The sequence below is a fragment of the Streptomyces sp. NPDC040610 genome (assembly GCF_055594065.1).
Window position 1 is genome coordinate 330,260 of sequence record NZ_JBVIXA010000006.1, and the last position, 14,861, is coordinate 345,120.

The following is a 14,861-nucleotide window of genomic DNA, read 5'->3' on the forward strand; positions in this document are numbered from 1 at the left end:
GGTGCGTTGTGTGCAGTACGCCGGGCGCGCGGGGTGCGCGTCCGGGCGGGCGGTCAGCGGGGGCTGCCGCCGTCGGCGTTCGGGCCGGTGTAGTCCTCGCCGTAGGCACCCTTGGCGGGGCGGCGGCGCCGCATGGGCGGCTCGACGCCGTCCGCGAGGCGGCGGGCGGTGAGGAGGAAGCCGGTGTGGCCGATCATGCGGTGGTCCGGGCGGACGGCCAGGCCCTCGATGTGCCAGTTGCGGATCATCGATTCCCAGGCGGTCGGCTCGTTGAAGCCGCCGATCTCACGGATCGACTCGACGGTGCGGGCCAGCTGCGTGGTGGTGGCGACGTACGCACACAGGATGCCGCCGGGCACCAGGGCCTTGGAGACGGCCTCCAGGCACTCCCAGGGGGCCAGCATGTCGAGGATGACGCGGTCGACCTCGGTGTCGGACAGGTTGTCCTGGAGGTCGCCGACGGTGAGCTGCCAGGCGGGGTGGGGGCCGCCGAAGTAGCGCTCCACGTTCTGCTGGGCGATCTCGGCGAAGTCCTCGCGGCGCTCGTAGGAGTGCAGCATCCCGTGGTCGCCGATGGCGCGCAGCAGGAAGGCGCTGAGCGAGCCGGAGCCCACGCCCGCCTCCACGACGCGCGCGCCGGGGAAGATGTCGGCGAAGGCCAGGATCTGCCCCGCGTCCTTGGGGTAGACCACGGCGGCGCCGCGGGGCATGGACAGGACGTAGTCGGGGAGCAGGGGACGCAGCGCGAGGTAGGCGACGTTCCCCGTGGTGCGGACAACACTGCCCTCGGGAGCGCCGATCAGCTCGTCGTGCGGGAAGGAACCCTTGTGGGTGTGGAAATTCTTCCCGGCCTCGAGCGTGAACGTGTAGTGGCGTCCCTTGGGGTCGGTGAGCTGGACCTGGTCCCCGACCTTGAAGGGCCCGCGTCGGCGGGCGGCACCGGTCGGTTCGGACATGTGACCAGCCTACCGGCCGTGGCGCGGGCCGCCGACCACCGCGGTCGCGCGGGCCCCGCCGGGCGCGGTCAGCTGGGCCGGGCCATGGCGTTGACGAAGGCCCGCTCGACGTCGGCGGCGGACAGGACGCCGTAGATCTCGCCGGAGGCCTCGACGACCAGGTACTCGGTGGCCGGGGTGGCCCGCAGCCGGTCGAGGAGTTCCTCCCCCGCGAGGTCGACGGGGACGCGCATGCCCTCGGTGATGTCCTGGGCGAGGCCGCTGACGGTGACCCAGGGGCGGCGGTGTTCCGGTACGCCGACGATGGCGGCCTCCCGGACCACGGACAGGGGGTCGCCGTCGGCGTCCACCACGACCAGGGCGCGGGCGCCCGCGGCGTTGGCCCGGCGCAGGGCCTCCGACAGCGGGGTGTCGGTCTCCACGGGGACGGCGCGGCGGGTGAGCGCGCGGGCGCGCAGTTCGGGCAGGTGCTCGCGCAGCCGGGCCATGCGCAGGCTGTTGCCCGCCCCGGTCCAGATGATGGCGGCGAGGATCGCGGCGAGCAGGGCGTCGGTGACGGTGTCCATGCCGCCGATGTCCTGGGTCTCGCCGCCGAGGGCGCCGGACTGGTTGAGGATCGGCAGGCCGACGAGGACGGAGATGGCGAGCGCGCGGCCGACCCAGGCGGCGGCGATGGTGCCGCTCATGGGCTTGCCGGTGATCTTCCAGACGACGGCGCGGAGCATCCGGCCGCCGTCGAGCGGGAGGCCGGGCAGGAGGTTGAACGCGGCGACGATGAGGTTGGAGATCATCAGTCCGGCGAGCAGGACGCCGGGGACGGTGCCCGGCTCCACGGCGCGCATGCCCACGTAGAAGACACCCGCGAGGACCAGGGACAGCAGCGGGCCGACGAACGCGAGGACGAACTCGCGACCGGGGGTCTCGCTCTCCTTCTCGATCTCGCTGACGCCGCCGAAGAACTGGAGCTGGATGCGGCGCACGGGGAGCTTGAAGCGGAGCGCGGCGACGGTGTGGGCCAGCTCGTGCACGAGCACGGAGGCGTAGAAGGCGACGGCGAAGAACAGTGACACGAGATAGCGGACGTTGCCGAGCTCGGGCAGGACCCGGTCGAGCTGGCCGCCGAACACCCAGGTGATCAGGGCGGCGACGAGGAACCAGCTGGGCGCGACGTAGACGGGTACGCCGAAGGGGCGCCCCATGAGGAGCCCGCCACCGGGGTTCTTCGGCTCGCCCTTGTCCCCCCTGTCCTGCCTGTCCCGCCTGTCCCCCTTGGCCTCCTTGAGCGGCTCACCCGTGTGGTGGGCGTGGGCCCGCTCCGGGGTCGGCGCGGGGGCCTGGGGCGCAGTGGACCGGTCGGCGGGGTCGGGCTTGCGCGTGGACACGGGGGTGGTGGAGGGCCGGGGGGCGGACTCCTTGTCGGCCGCAGGACGCGCCGCGCTCGGCGCCGCTTCGGGCTCGCCGTCGGCCGTGGGACGCGCCACGCCCGGCGCCGCCGCGGGCTCGCCGCTCGCGTCGTCGGGCCGGTCCGGGGCGCCGTGCCCTTCGGGCCGGACCCGGGTCCGCCCCTCCCCCGCGTCGCCCGCGCGGACGTCCCCCTCGGCGCCAGGGCGCTCGGCCGGGGGCCGGGACGCGCCGGACGACGCGCCCTCCGCCCGGACGGGCGCGCTCTCCGCCTTACCGGACGCGCTCGCCGTCCGGCCGGGCGCGGTCTCCGCCCGGTCGGAGGCGTGTTCCGCCTGGGCGGGCGCGTGCTCGGCCTGACCGGAGGCGTGTTCCGCCTGGGCGGGCGCGTGCTCGTCGGACTGCGGCCTGCCGCTGCCGCCGCTTTCGTCCACGATGTCCCCTCGTTCGAAGCGTCCCCCGCTCCTGCTGTGGCGCGGTACACACACGATCATGCAGGGCGGGAGGGTCTGTCGTCGATGGTATGCGGCCGTTGTCAGTGGCGGGTCGTAGGGTCTGACGTCATGGAGACCAGGACCGAGGATGTCGGGGTGGCCGCGCGCCCGGCGTCGCTTTCACCCTCGCGCGCGAGCGATTTCATGCAGTGTCCGCTGCTGTATCGCTTCCGGGTGATCGACAAGCTGCCGGAGAAGCCGAGCCAGGCGGCGACGCGGGGCACTCTGGTCCACGCGGTCCTGGAGAGACTCTTCGACGCGCCGTCGGCGGAGCGCACCGCGCCGCGGGCCAAGGAGCTGATCCCGGGCCAGTGGGACCGGCTGCGCGCGGCCAAGCCGGAGCTGGCGGAGCTGTTCGCCCAGGAAGGCGAGGGCGGCACGGACGCCGCAGACGGCGACGACGGCGCGGCCGAGCGCATGGCCCAGTGGCTCGCGGACGCGGAGAAGCTGGTCGAGCGCTGGTTCACGCTGGAGGACCCCACGCGCCTGGAGCCCGCCGAGCGGGAGCTGTTCGTGGAGGCCGAGCTTGCCTCGGGCCTGAAGCTGCGCGGCATCATCGACCGCGTCGACGTCGCCCCCACCGGCGAGGTCCGCATCGTCGACTACAAGACCGGCAAGGCCCCCCGCCCCGAGTACGCGGAGGGCGCGCTGTTCCAGATGAAGTTCTACGCCCTCGTGGTGTGGCGCCTGAAGGGCCTGATCCCGCGCCGTCTCCAGCTCGTCTATCTGGGCAGCGGCGACGTCATCACGTACGACCCGGTGGCGGCGGACCTGGAGCGGGTCGAGCGCAAGCTGCTCGCGCTGTGGGACGCCATCGTGCTCGCGACGGAGACGGGGAACTGGCGGCCGCGGCCGACGAAGCTGTGCGGCTGGTGCGACCACCAGGCGGTCTGTCCGGAATTCGGCGGCACGCCGCCGCCGTATCCGCTTCCGGTGAGGCCGCCGGAGTCGCCGGAGGCGGAGCAGGGCAGAATGGGCCCGGGCTAGGCGAAGGAGAGTTACGTGGCCATCCGCGTCCTACTGGTCGATGACCAGCCGCTGCTGCGCACGGGTTTCCGGATGATCCTGGAGGCCGAGCAGGACATCGCGGTCGTCGGCGAGGCCGGAGACGGTCTGCAGGCTCTGGATCAGGTCCGGGCGTTGCAGCCCGATGTCGTGCTGATGGACATCCGCATGCCGCGGATGGACGGGGTCGAGGCGACCCGGCAGATCACCGGACCCGGCCGGGACGGACCGGCGAAGGTCCTCGTCCTGACCACCTTCGACCTCGACGAGTACGTGGTGGAGGCGCTGCGCGCCGGTGCCAGCGGCTTCCTCCTGAAGGACGCGCCGGCGAACGAGCTGGTGCAGGCGATCCGGGTGGTCGCCGCGGGTGAGGCGATGCTCGCGCCGAGCATCACGCGCCGCCTGCTCGACAAGTACGCCGGGCACCTCCCGTCCGGCGACGAGCCGGTCCCGGACACGCTGCACACCCTCACCGACCGTGAGGTCGAGGTGCTGAAGCTGGTGGCGCGCGGCCTGTCCAACGCGGAGATCGCCGCGGACCTGTTCGTCAGCGAGACCACGGTCAAGACGCATGTGGGGCACGTCCTGACGAAGCTGGGCCTGCGCGACCGCGTGCAGGCGGCGGTGTACGCCTACGAGAGCGGCCTCGTCCGGCCGGGCGCGCAGTAGCAGTAGCCCGACGGCAGAGCACGACTGGCAGAGTACGACTGAGGGGGCGCCCGGCCGGGCGCCCCCTCAGTCGTACTCGCCTCACCTCGGGCGTCAGTCCTTGCTGAGCTCCCAGAAGCGGAAGACGGTCGACGCGTCCAGGCAGGACTCCACGCCGTAGACGTTCTCCTGGACGACCGCGTACTGCTTGGCCTGCCAGACCGGCAGGACGGGCAGCTCGGCGGCGACGATGTCCTGGAGCTTGCCGTAGGCCTTGTCGGTGTTGGTGCGGTCGCTCTGCGCGGCCGTGTCGGGGATGATCTTCCCGGTGATGTCGCTGTTCTCGTAGTGGTTCGACAGGACGTTGCCCTTGCCGAAGAACGGCTGCGTGAAGTTGTCCGGGTCCGGGTAGTCCGGCACCCAGCCCTTGACGTAGACGCCGTACTTCCCGGCCTCGATGTCCTTCTCGTACTGCTCGAACTCGACGGACTTCACATCCGCCTCGAACAGGCCGCTGGCGTTGAGCTGCTTGGCTATCGCCCGCAGCTCCTCGTCGGTGGCCGGGCCGTAGCGCGACGGCGTGGACCACAGCGTCAGCTTGGCCTTGCCCTCGACGCCGGCCCCGCGCAGGGCCGCGGCGGCCTTGTCGCGCTGGGGGCGGGCGCCGTAGGTGTCGAAGAAGGCGGTGTTGTGGCCGCCGATACCGGCCGGGACGATCGAGTACAGCGGGGTCGCCGTGCCCTGGTACACCTGGTCGACCAGCGCTTCGCGGTCGAGCAGGTAGGCGATGGCCTTGCGCACGCCGGGCTTGCCGGCCATCGGGTCCTTCATGTTGAACACCAGGTGCTGCACTTCGGCGCTGGTGCCCTCGACGACCTCCATCTTGCTGTCGGAGGTGCCCTTCTCGAGGTCGGCTATGTCACCGGCGGCGAGGCCTCGGTAGGCGACGTCGATGTCGTGGTCGGTGATCGCCTGCTTCAGGCCCTTGCGGTCGCCGTGGAAGAAGCGCAGGGTGACGCCGTCGTTGCGGGTCTTGGCGGTGCCCTCGTAGCCGGAGTTGACGGAGAAGACCGCCTCGTCCTTGTCGAACGAGTCGAGCTTGTACGGACCGGAGCCCACCGCCTCGCCGTCGGCGCGCAGCTTGTCCTTGGGGTACTCGCGGTGGTCGACGATCGAACCGGCACCCGAGGCGATCTTGCTGGGGAAGGTCGCGTCGGGGAACTTCAGCTTGAAGACGACCGTCTTGGCGTCCGGCGTCTCGACCTCGTCGAGCATCGGGAACATGATCGCCGGGCCGGTCTTGTCGTTGATCTCCCGGACACGGTCGAAGGAGTACTTGACGTCCTTCGAGGTCAGGTCGTTGCCGTTGCTGAACTTCAGACCGTCGCGCAGCGTGCAGGTGAAGACCTTGGTCTGCTGGTCGGTGAAGGCGCACTTGCGCGCGGCCTCCGGCTCCGGCTCGGTGGCGCCGTTGGGGAAGCTCAGCAGCGACTGGAAGACGTTGTTGAACAGCAGCCACGAGCCCGGGTCGTAACCGGAGGCCGGGTCGGTGGCGAGGACGTCGTCGGACATCCCCACCACCACGGAGTCGCTGTCAGCGGCGGAGCCGCCGGACTCCGATCCGCAGCCGGTCAGCAGGGTGGCGGCCAGCCCGGAGGTGAGGGGCAGGGCCAGCCACTGGTTGCGCATTTTCACTTGCGTGCCTTGTCGTTGTTTCCGTACTCGGTGAGGCGCCGGTCAGTCGCTCACACCGCGGGCGAGCTCCCACAGCTGCAGGTTCGAGGAGGAGTTGAGAGCCCATTCGACACCCGTGATGTCGTCACGTGCGGCGATGTACTGCTTGCCCTGCCACAGCGGCAGCACCGGGACGTCATCGGCCACGATGTCCTGGATCTTCTCGATGCTCTTGCTGGCGCTGAGGCGGTCGGCCTCGCGCCGGGAGGTGGGGATCAGTTCGTCGTTGATGGTGCTGTTGCGGTACGGCGAACCGAGGAAGTTGTCCTTGTCGAGGAACGGCGCGAGGAAGTTGTCGGCGTCCGGGAAGTCGGGGAACCAGCCCATGCCGTAGACGTCGTACTTGCCCTCGCGCTCCGCCGGGCGGAAGGTGTTCCAGATCTCGCCCTTGATCTTCACGTCGAAGAGGCCGGTGGAGTTCAGCTGCTGCTGCAGCGTCTCGAACTCCTTCTTCGTGGCCGGGCCGTAGTGGTCCGTGGTGTAGTGCATGGTCAGCTTGACGGGCGTGTCGATGCCCGCGTCGCTGAGCAGCGCCTTGGCCTTCTTCGGGTCCGGCTGTTCGTACTTGTTGAAGAACGAGTTGGAGTGGCCGGTGATGGTGGTGGGCACCAGCGAGTACAGCGGGTCGGCCATGGAGCCGTACACGTCGCTCGCGAGCGCGCCGCGGTCGACGATCTGGGCCATGGCCTGGCGGACGGCCTTGTTCTTGACGGTCGACGCGTTGGTGTTGAAGGCGAGGTAACGGATCTCCAGGCCGGGCATCTCGACGAGGTCGATGTCCTTGCCGGGGTCCCCGTCCAGCTTCTTCACCTGCTGGGGCGACATGGTGCGGGTCATCAGGTCGATGTCGCCGCTGTCGAGGGCCTTGCCCATCCCGGCCGCGTTCACGAAGGTGCGCAGCTCGACCTTCTCGTTCTGCTGGCCGAAGGAGCCCTTGTAGTGCGGGTTCTTGGTGAAGACCGACTTGACGAGCTGGTCGCCCTTGACCTCCTGCTTGACGGTGTACGGTCCGGAGCCGTCCACCGCGAAGCCGTTCCGCAGCTTCTTCTTGCTGTAGTGATCGGGGCTGACGATGCCCGCGATCGGCGTGGCGAGCTTGTACGGGAACGTCGCGTCCGGGCTCTTGAGGTGGAAGACGACGCCGCGGTCGCCCTGGACCTCGATGGTCTCGACGTTCGACACGAGGCCGTCGACACCGCTGGAGTTGGCGACCTTCATGTCCCGCACCCGCTCGATGGAGAACTTCACATCGGAGGCGGTCAGGGGCTTGCCGTCGGCGAACTTGAGGTCCTTGCGCAGCGTGCACGCGTACCGCTCGTTGCCGGTGTCGGTGAAGCCGCACTTCTGCGCCGCCTCGGGCTCCGGCTCGCCGCCCCCGCGCGGCATGGCCATCAGCGTCTGCAGGGTCTGCCGCAGAATGTTCCAGGTGCCGGCGTCGTAGGAGTACGCAGGGTCGAAGGGAGCCGGGACTTCCTTCGAGACGGCGAACCGGTCCGTGGTGCCCACCGCGATGGGGTCGTCGCTGTCCCCGCTGCCCGAACCGCCACACGCGGCGAGCGTGGGGGCGAGCAGACCTATCAGGGCCGGCAGCACCAAAGTCTTGCGGTTCATGCTGGACGTTCTCCAGAACTCTTGAATACCCGTGTTTTCCGGCAACGGCGGGGTGGGGTTGATGGGTCACGGGGGGGGTGGGGCGATGTTCTCGCGACGAGATTAGTCCGCACCAGCAGAGGCGTTGGAGGAGACCGGAGTTGAGCTGCCATCACGCAGTGATACGGGGCGTGGACGCACCGATAACCCGACACCGGAAGGTTTCGTGCACTGACGGCCCAATCAGGACACAAGGTCACGCCCCGTCCAGGGGGTAGGGGCTCTCCGGCATAGGATCGAAGACCTGTCGACCCTCTTCGAAGTGGGAAACGTCACACTTTCAACTGGCCGTGCGCCCCGGGTATTTCGGCCACCCGAGGCTGGTTCACCGGCTGTCATGCCCGTTCGGGCACTCTTCTCAGAGACTCATCAGGCCGTGCAGGAACCGCAGGTCGACCTGTTCGAGGGACGGCACCACGGTGCGGCCCGCGGCCGGGGCGATCGGCGCGACGGACGGTACGGCCACGACGCGGCAGCCCGCGGCCTCGGCGGCGGCCACACCGGTCGCGGTGTCCTCGATGACGGCGCAGCGGCCCGGCTCGGCGCCGAGGCCCGCGGCGGCGATCAGATAGGGGTCGGGGTGCGGCTTGGTGCGCTCCACCTCGTCGCCCGCCACGGTCAGGCGGAAGTGGTGGGTGCCGATGGAGCCGAGGATCCGGTCGATGATGCGCCGGTGCGAGGCCGAGACGAGGGCCGTCGGCACGTCGTGGGCGGCGAGTTCGGCGAGGAGTCTGGCGGCGCCAGGCATCAGCGGCAGGGCGCGGCCGATGCGGTCCTCGAAGCCGTCGTTGAGCAGCACGGTCAGCTCGGCGAGGGTGATGTCGGCGCCGGTGGCCTCGATGAGGAAGCCGGCGCTGCGGGTCATGGGGCCGCCGACGACGATGTCCCGCCAGGACTCGTCGAGGGTGTGCCCGAGCGCCGCGAAGACCTCCACCTCGGCGTCCCACCAGAAGCCCTCGGTGTCGACGAGGGTTCCGTCCATGTCGAGGAGAACGGCCTGCAGGGCGGATCCTTCGGCCGTTCGGGTACCGAGGGCGGGAACCGTGCTGGTCATGGGGCACACCTCCATGAGGGACGAGAAGGCCGGTCCCCCAAGGGGGACCGGCCTGAGCTGGACCGACCAGTGTACGTTCCCGGCGCGGAACGCGCGCTGCGATATTTCTCTTGGGTCGGGCGCCGTTGCGGGGGCTGCGCCCCCGGACCCCCGCCTGTCGGCGCTTCGCGCCTCGTCCTCAATCGCCGGACAGGCTCATATCGCTACCGCGCGTTGAAGTACTTCGCTTCCGGGTGGTGGATCACGATCGCGTCCGTCGACTGTTCGGGGTGGAGTTGGAACTCCTCGGAGAGTTCCACGCCGATCCGCTCCGGCTGGAGGAGTTCGGCGATCTTGGCGCGGTCCTCCAGGTCGGGGCAGGCGCCGTAGCCGAGGGAGAAGCGGGCGCCGCGGTACTTGAGGGCGAACATGTCCTCGACGTCGGCCGGGTCCTCGCCGGCGAAGCCGAGTTCGGAGCGGACGCGGGCGTGCCAGTACTCGGCCAGGGCCTCGGCCAACTGGACGGACAGGCCGTGCAGTTCGAGGTAGTCGCGGTAGGCGTTGGCCTCGAAGAGCTTGGCGGTCTCCTCGCCGATCCGGGAGCCGACGGTGACGACCTGCAGGCCGACCACATCGGTCTCACCGGACTCCTCGGGGCGGAAGAAGTCGGCGAGGCACAGGCGTCGGCCCCGGCGCTGGCGCGGGAAGGAGAAGCGGGTGCGTTCGTTGCCCTGCTCGTCCAGGATGATCAGGTCGTCGCCCTTGGACACACAGGGGAAGTAGCCATAGACGACGGCGGCTTCGAGGAGGTTCTTGGTCTGGAGTTCGTCCAGGAGGCCGCGCAGCCGTGGGCGGCCCTCGGTCTCGACCAGTTCCTCGTACGTCGGTCCGTCGCCGGCGCGGGCCTGCTTCAGGCCCCACTGGCCCTTGAACAGCGCGCCCTCGTCCAGCCAGGAGGCGTACTCCTTGAGCTGGATGCCCTTGATGACGCGGGTGCCGCGGAACGGGGGCGTCGGCACGGGGTTGTCGGTGGCGACGTCGGAGCGGGCGGGGCCCTCGGGCTCCTTGACCTCCAGGGCGGGCGTGTCCCGCTTGGGGACGCGGCGCTGCTTCAGCTCGGGCAGGGTGGCGCCGGGCACGCCGCGCTTGACTGCGATGAGGGCGTCCATCAGGCGCAGGCCCTCGAACGCGTCGCGGGCGTAGCGGACTTCGCCCTCGTAGATCTCGTGCAGGTCCTGTTCGACGTAGGCCCGGGTGAGCGCGGCGCCGCCGAGGATGACCGGGTAGTCGGCGGCCATCTGGCGCTGGTTCAGCTCCTCCAGGTTCTCCTTCATGATCACCGTGGACTTGACCAGGAGCCCGGACATGCCGATGACGTCGGCGCGGTGTTCCTGCGCGGCGTCGAGGATCGCGGCGACGGGCTGCTTGATGCCCAGGTTGACCACGTTGTAGCCGTTGTTGGACAGGATGATGTCGACGAGGTTCTTGCCGATGTCGTGGACGTCGCCGCGCACGGTGGCGAGCACGATGGTGCCCTTGCCCTCCGCGTCGGACTTCTCCATGTGCGGCTCCAGGTGGGCGACCGCCGTCTTCATGACCTCGGCGGACTGGAGCACGAACGGCAACTGCATCTGGCCGGAGCCGAACAGCTCACCGACGACCTTCATGCCCTCAAGGAGCGTGTCGTTGACGATGTCCAGGGCGGGGCGGTCGACGAGCGCCTCGTCCAGGTCGGCCTCCAGGCCGTTCTTCTCGCCGTCGATGATGCGGCGCTTGAGGCGCTCGTCCAGCGGCAGGGCGAGGAGTTCCTCGGCCTTGCCCGCCTTCATCGACTTCATGTTGACGCCCTCGAACAGCTCCATGAGCCGCTGCAGGGGGTCGTAGGCGGGCTCGTCGCCCTGCTGGGGGCGGCGGCGGTCGTAGATCAGGTCGAGGGCGACCTTGACCTGCTCCTCCTCCAGGCGGGCGATCGGCAGGATCTTCGAGGCGTGCACGATCGCGGAGTCCAGGCCCGCCTTGACGCACTCGTCGAGGAACACCGAGTTGAGGACCACGCGGGCGGCCGGGTTGAGGCCGAAGGAGATGTTGGAGAGGCCGAGGGTGGTCTGGACGTCGGGGTGGCGCCTCTTCAGCTCGCGGATGGCCTCGATGGTGGCGATGCCGTCGCCCCGGGACTCCTCCTGACCGGTGCAGATGGTGAAGGTCAGGGTGTCGATGAGGATGTCCGACTCGTGGATGCCCCAGTTGGTCGTCAGGTCCTCGATGAGGCGCTCGGCGATGGCGACCTTGTGCTCGACGGTGCGGGCCTGGCCCTCCTCGTCGATGGTGAGGGCGATCAGGGCGGCGCCGTGCTCCTGGGCGAGCGCGGTGACCTTCGCGAACCGGGACTCGGGGCCGTCGCCGTCCTCGTAGTTGACGGAGTTGATGACCGCGCGGCCGCCCAGCTTCTCCAGGCCCGCCTGGATGACGGGCACCTCGGTGGAGTCCAGGACGATGGGCAGCGTGGAGGCGGTGGCGAAGCGTCCGGCCAGCTCCTGCATGTCGGCGACGCCGTCCCGGCCGACGTAGTCGACGCACAGGTCGAGCATGTGGGCGCCCTCGCGGATCTGGTCGCGGGCCATCTCCACACAGTCGTCCCAGCGGGCGTCCAGCATGGCCTCGCGGAACTTCTTCGAGCCGTTGGCGTTCGTACGCTCGCCGATGGCCATGTACGAGGTGTCCTGGCGGAACGGCACGGTCTGGTAGAGCGAGGCGGCGCCGGGCTCGGGGCGCGGGTCGCGTGCGGTCGGGGTCAGGCCGCGGACGCGCTCGACGACCTGGCGCAGGTGCTCGGGGGTGGTGCCGCAGCAGCCGCCGACCAGGGAGAGGCCGTACTCGCGGACGAAGGTCTCCTGGGCGTCGGCCAGCTCGGAGGCCGTCAGCGGGTAGTGCGCGCCGTCCTTGCCGAGGACGGGCAGGCCGGCGTTGGGCATGCAGAGGATCGGGACCCGGGAGTGCCGGGCGAGGTAGCGCAGGTGCTCGCTCATCTCGGCCGGGCCGGTCGCGCAGTTCAGGCCGATCATGTCGATGCCCAGCGGCTCCAGGGCGGTCAGCGCGGCGCCGATCTCGGAGCCGAGCAGCATGGTGCCGGTGGTCTCGACGGTGACGGAGCAGATCAGCGGCACGGTGGCGCCGGTGGCGTCCAGGGCGCGGCGGGCGCCGAGGAGGGCGGCCTTGGTCTGCAGCAGGTCCTGGGTGGTCTCCACCAGGAGGGCGTCGGCGCCGCCCGCGATCATGCCTTCGGCGTTCTGCTGGTAGGCGTCGCGCAGCAGGGTGTACGGGGCGTGGCCGAGGGTGGGCAGCTTGGTGCCGGGGCCCATGGAGCCGAGGACCCAGCGCTGCTGGCCGGTGGAGAGGGTGAACTCGTCGGCGACCTCGCGGGCGATGCGGGCGCCGGACTCGGAGAGCTCGAAGACGCGCTCGGGGATGTCGTACTCGCCGAGGGCCGCGTGGTTCGCGCCGAAGGTGTTGGTCTCGACGCAGTCGACGCCCGCGGCGAAGTACTCGCGGTGGACGGAGGCGACGATGTCGGGGCGCGTGATGTTCAGGATCTCGTTGCAGCCCTCGAGGTTCTGGAAGTCCTCGAGGCTCGGGTCCTGTGCCTGCAGCATGGTGCCCATCGCGCCGTCGGCGACCACCACGCGGGTCGCCAGTGCTTCGCGGAGGGCGTCGGCCCGGTTCCCGGCGGAGGTGTCCACCGCGGAAGCGGATGAGGGGGTCGGCGACGAGGCCATGAATGAGCTCCCTGGAGTGCGACGGCTGTCGGCTTTGCGGGTTCCTTGGGGACCCGCACCCGGCCAGGGTAGCGGGGACCCCCCTCCCACCGTGAGAGCGTCCCAGCGGGCGGACCCCTGCCGCCCCCTTCCGCCACGTGGCCGGAAGTAGTCGTACGGCCGTGTCTCAGGGGAAACGCCGCGTGCGCACCCTTAGCCACAGGTCGGCAACGACCGATAGTGTTCAGCATTGTCGAACGGTGAAGGCGTTCTTGAGTTCGCTGCGGACTGTGTGCGCGGCACGGGATGGAGGACAGGGCTGCGATGGCACGGAACATCCAGTCGCTCGAGCGGGCCGCCGCGATGCTGCGCCTGCTCGCGGGCGGCGAGCGCCGACTGGGCCTCTCGGACATCGCCTCCGCCCTCGGGCTCGCCAAGGGCACGGCCCACGGCATTCTGCGCACCCTCCAGCAGGAGGGCTTCGTCGAGCAGGACGCGGCATCGGGCCGCTATCAGCTGGGCGCGGAGCTGCTGCGGCTCGGCAACAGCTATCTGGACGTGCACGAGCTGCGCGCCCGCGCCCTGGTGTGGACCGACGACCTGGCCCGCTCCAGCGGCGAGAGCGTCTACCTGGGCGTTCTGCACCAGCAGGGCGTCCTGATCGTGCACCACGTCTTCCGGCCCGACGACAGCCGCCAGGTCCTGGAGGTGGGGGCCATGCAGCCGCTGCACTCCACGGCCCTCGGCAAGGTGCTCGCGGCGTACGACCCGGTGGCGCACAGCGAGGCCCTGGAGGCCGAGCGGGAGTCGTTCACGGCGCACACGGTGAGCGCGGCGGAGGCCTTCGAGGGCGTCCTCGACCTCACCCGCGCGCGCGGGTACGCGGCCGACGTGGAGGAGACCTGGGAGGGGATCGCGTCCGTGGCCGCGCCCATCCACGACCGGCGGCGGATGCCGGTGGGGGCGGTGGGGATCACGGGGGCCGTGGAGCGGGTGTGCCCCTCGGGCGAGATGAAGCCCGAGCTGATCGCCGCCGTACGGGACTGCGCGCGGGCCGTCTCCCGCGATCTGGGCGCGAGCCGGTTCTGACCTGGGGCCCGGCGCGCGCCCGCGCGCTTCTGGTTGCGACTCCGGCGATAACCCAGAACGATCAATAACGATCGTGTTTTCAATTACAGAACTCTTGACGCGCTGGTAACCCCACGGCCAGACTCGCGTCCACCGGTCGGCATTGTCGAACACCTAACGGCATTACGCGTTACAGTGGGGCAAGCCAGGGCCGGCAACGCCCTCACCTGAGGGCGCGGACCACCGGAGGGACCCGGGGTTCGCCTTTCCCTGGACGAAGGACAAAGGAGTCGCGGGTGTCCAGCTCCGACATCTTCATCGGCGAGACCATCGGTACCGCCGTGCTCATCCTGCTCGGTGGTGGCGTGTGCGCCGCCGTCACGCTCAAGCGCTCGAAGGCCAAGGACGCGGGCTGGCTCGCGATCACGTTCGGCTGGGGCTTCGCCGTACTGACCGGCGCCTACCTCGCGGGCGGCGTCTCCGGCGCGCACCTCAACCCGGCGGTCACCATCGGCCTCGCCGTGGACGGCGGCACCAAGTGGAGCGACGTGCCGATCTACCTCGGCTCGCAGTTCCTCGGCGCCATGATCGGTGCGGTGCTCGTGTGGGCCACGTACTACGGCCAGTTCCAGGCCCACCTCACGGACCCGGAGATCGTGGGCGCCAAGTCCGGCGACGAGGGCATGGTCGACCTGAAGGCGGCGCCCGAGGCAGGACCCGTGCTCGGCATCTTCTCGACCGGTCCGGAGATCCGGAACGTCGCCCAGAACCTCGTGACCGAGATCATCGCCACGACCGTGCTCGTCCTGGCGATCCTCACGCAGGGCCTCAACGACGGCGGCAACGGCCTCGGCGTCCTCGGCGCCCTGATCACCTCGCTCGTCGTGGTCGGCATCGGCCTCTCGCTCGGCGGCCCCACGGGCTACGCCATCAACCCGGTCCGTGACCTCGGCCCGCGCGTCGTGCACGCGCTGCTCCCGCTCCCCAACAAGGGTGGCTCCGACTGGTCGTACGCGTGGATTCCCGTCGTCGGACCGCTGATCGGCGGCGCTCTCGCCGCGTACATCTTCAAGCTGTTCTGAGCGACCACGCCGACCACGACCACCCGACGGACTTTCAG

10 protein-coding genes are annotated in these 14,861 nt (G+C 70.2%); 4 read left to right on the forward strand and 6 right to left on the reverse strand.

The features are described from left to right. Positions 1–53: 53 nt before the first annotated feature. Both ACZ6AA_RS22875 and ACZ6AA_RS22880 read right to left on the reverse strand, forming a co-directional pair. Positions 54–956, reverse strand: coding sequence for a tRNA (adenine-N1)-methyltransferase (locus tag ACZ6AA_RS22875; RefSeq protein ID WP_016639459.1), 903 nt, complete (start codon positions 954–956; stop codon positions 54–56). A 68-nt stretch (positions 957–1,024) separates the two neighbouring features. Next, the gene (locus ACZ6AA_RS22880) at positions 1,025–2,791 is read right to left on the reverse strand and encodes a site-2 protease family protein (RefSeq protein WP_471459636.1); all 1,767 of its coding nucleotides are present in this window, start codon (positions 2,789–2,791) and stop codon (positions 1,025–1,027) included. Positions 2,792–2,920: 129 nt separating this feature from the next. Between ACZ6AA_RS22880 and ACZ6AA_RS22885 the strand changes: the two genes are divergently transcribed. Continuing rightward, on the forward strand, positions 2,921–3,838 hold the full coding sequence (locus ACZ6AA_RS22885; protein ID WP_468480663.1) for a RecB family exonuclease: 918 nt from the start codon (positions 2,921–2,923) through the stop codon (positions 3,836–3,838). Positions 3,839–3,853: 15 nt separating this feature from the next. Then, complete coding sequence (locus ACZ6AA_RS22890) at positions 3,854–4,525, forward strand: response regulator (protein ID WP_030356234.1); 672 nt, start codon at positions 3,854–3,856, stop codon at positions 4,523–4,525. 93 nt (positions 4,526–4,618) lie between these two features. On the opposite strand, the gene ACZ6AA_RS22895 is transcribed toward ACZ6AA_RS22890, so the two are convergent. From ACZ6AA_RS22895 to metH, 4 genes are all read right to left on the reverse strand, one after another. Further along, a complete protein-coding gene (locus ACZ6AA_RS22895; protein WP_468453006.1) occupies positions 4,619–6,199 on the reverse strand; it encodes an ABC transporter substrate-binding protein in 1,581 nt (526 codons plus the stop codon). A 42-nt stretch (positions 6,200–6,241) separates the two neighbouring features. Then, a complete protein-coding gene (locus ACZ6AA_RS22900; RefSeq protein WP_468453004.1) occupies positions 6,242–7,849 on the reverse strand; it encodes an ABC transporter substrate-binding protein in 1,608 nt (535 codons plus the stop codon). A 397-nt stretch (positions 7,850–8,246) separates the two neighbouring features. Next, the gene (locus tag ACZ6AA_RS22905; protein ID WP_468453002.1) at positions 8,247–8,942 is read right to left on the reverse strand and encodes an HAD family hydrolase; all 696 of its coding nucleotides are present in this window, start codon (positions 8,940–8,942) and stop codon (positions 8,247–8,249) included. A 203-nt stretch (positions 8,943–9,145) separates the two neighbouring features. Beyond that, the gene (gene metH / locus ACZ6AA_RS22910) at positions 9,146–12,694 is read right to left on the reverse strand and encodes a methionine synthase (RefSeq protein ID WP_468480662.1); all 3,549 of its coding nucleotides are present in this window, start codon (positions 12,692–12,694) and stop codon (positions 9,146–9,148) included. 303 nt (positions 12,695–12,997) lie between these two features. Here metH and ACZ6AA_RS22915 point away from each other — a divergent pair, with 303 nt between their 5' ends. Then, on the forward strand, positions 12,998–13,762 hold the full coding sequence (locus tag ACZ6AA_RS22915) for an IclR family transcriptional regulator (RefSeq protein WP_468452998.1): 765 nt from the start codon (positions 12,998–13,000) through the stop codon (positions 13,760–13,762). Between the two features lie 275 nt (positions 13,763–14,037). Continuing rightward, on the forward strand, positions 14,038–14,823 hold the full coding sequence (locus ACZ6AA_RS22920; protein WP_468452996.1) for an MIP/aquaporin family protein: 786 nt from the start codon (positions 14,038–14,040) through the stop codon (positions 14,821–14,823). The last annotated feature ends 38 nt before the right edge of the window (positions 14,824–14,861 follow it).